The organism is Vibrio sp. 1180_3 (genome assembly GCF_029478545.1).
GTDB classification, from domain to species: domain Bacteria; phylum Pseudomonadota; class Gammaproteobacteria; order Enterobacterales; family Vibrionaceae; genus Vibrio; species Vibrio aestuarianus.
In genome coordinates this window covers 1-422 of the sequence record NZ_SJFM01000187.1, presented here as the reverse complement: position 1 = coordinate 422, position 422 = coordinate 1, and the positions used below count along the sequence as shown (strand labels likewise).

The window sequence follows — 422 nt, the reverse complement described above, 5'->3', positions numbered from 1 at the left end:
CGTTGTTATCAGTCAGCTTTCCAAATTGTTAAAGAGCAAGATTTTCTGATGAAAACCATTTTTAAGAACACTTAAGCAATGTGCTTAAAGATGGTGGAGCTATGCGGGATCGAACCGCAGACCTCCTGCGTGCAAGGCAGGCGCTCTCCCAGCTGAGCTATAGCCCCATCAGGTGTGTGATACTGTGTGCCAATCTTCGATTAAGAAGAATTGGTGGGTCTGAGTGGACTTGAACCACCGACCTCTCGCTTATCAGGCGAACGCTCTAACCACCTGAGCTACAGACCCAGCATCGTCTCTAAAACTGTATAAACCATCAATCTGTGTGGACACTCATCAGTGTAATCATCGTATAAGGAGGTGATCCAGCGCCAGGTTCCCCTAGCGCTACCTTGTTACGACTTCACCCCAGTCATGAACCA

General features: G+C 47.9%; 2 tRNA genes and 1 rRNA gene. All 3 read right to left on the bottom strand.

What is annotated here, in order from left to right:
- Positions 1–91: 91 nt before the first annotated feature.
- Positions 92–167, bottom strand: a tRNA-Ala gene (locus tag EYW48_RS21515).
- A gap of 44 nt (positions 168–211) precedes the next feature.
- Positions 212–288: transfer RNA gene (locus tag EYW48_RS21510), tRNA-Ile, on the bottom strand.
- Positions 289–353: 65 nt separating this feature from the next.
- Positions 354–422 (bottom strand): 16S ribosomal RNA (locus tag EYW48_RS21505); the annotation flags it as partial.